Here is an 821-nt window from a genome sequence, read left to right as displayed (position 1 = left end):
TTGTTGTGATTCTAAGGCAGTCGCGTCTAATTGAGCAACTGATTGAACCAATGATTCAAATTGCTTGTTAGTCATGTTTGCATTTAATGCCATATCGCGCAAATGGTCATAATTGCCTTCTGTGCCTTCTGGTACTGTGTACCCTTTGCTATCTTCTGGCATACCCATAGATTGAAATACTTTTTGATAATCTTCTGGCGTTGTAGGCTTGACCATTAGGTCGGTTTTATTCATTAGCTTTTGGTGGAATGCGTCAATAGCTTCTTGGCCTGCTTCTTCGCCTGGTATACGGATGCTGTTACCGATATGTGATTGTGCATCAAGGAACTGCTTACCAAGTGATGCAATATCTTTTACAGAATCAAAAGCTTTAGCGCTTCGGATATCTTCAGGCAAGCTAGAGCGCCAATCGTTAGTGTCTGCAATGGATGCTTCAGTGCTTACCGCTTCGTTAGTTTGTGCGTTTTCGTTAGTCATTAGTCTCAATCCTCAACAATTGATCTATATAAATAAATGCAGCACGTTTACCAATATTAACATTGGTTTCGTCTGCATCGCCTTTTACAAAGATTTCATCAGGGTTTAGTTCCCTTGTTAAATCTTCCCAAACCTTTTTACCTTGCGGTGTGTTAAATACCGCTTGGTATAAAGCTGCTTGGCCTTTTATTGTACTATGCATTTGGGTCGCCTTCTAATTCTTTTTGACCTTTACCAACTGCTTGCATAGCTTCACCGCCTGCCTTCATGTTTTCAGCTTCAAATTGTGCTTGTTGTTGTTGCGCTCTTTGTTGGCGTAATGCTTCAACGTCTTCAGCGCTGTT

Annotated in this window: 3 protein-coding genes; all 3 read right to left on the bottom strand. The window is 41.0% G+C overall.

Going from position 1 to position 821, the window contains the following annotated elements; translation table 11 throughout:
* Nucleotides 1-477 (bottom strand): hypothetical protein (locus tag GY937_13305; protein MCP5057683.1); only part of this gene is annotated, 477 nt, incomplete at its 3' end.
* Nucleotides 470-679, bottom strand: coding sequence for a hypothetical protein (locus tag GY937_13300; GenBank protein ID MCP5057682.1), 210 nt, complete (start codon nucleotides 677-679; stop codon nucleotides 470-472). The genes GY937_13300 and GY937_13305, both read right to left, overlap by 8 nt.
* Nucleotides 672-821: hypothetical protein (locus GY937_13295; GenBank protein ID MCP5057681.1), on the bottom strand; the 150-nt coding region annotated here is incomplete at its 5' end. The genes GY937_13295 and GY937_13300, both read right to left, overlap by 8 nt.

It is taken from the genome of bacterium (assembly GCA_024228115.1).
Classification (GTDB): domain Bacteria; phylum Myxococcota_A; class UBA9160; order UBA9160; family UBA6930.
This window is presented reverse-complemented; position numbering and strand designations above follow the sequence as displayed.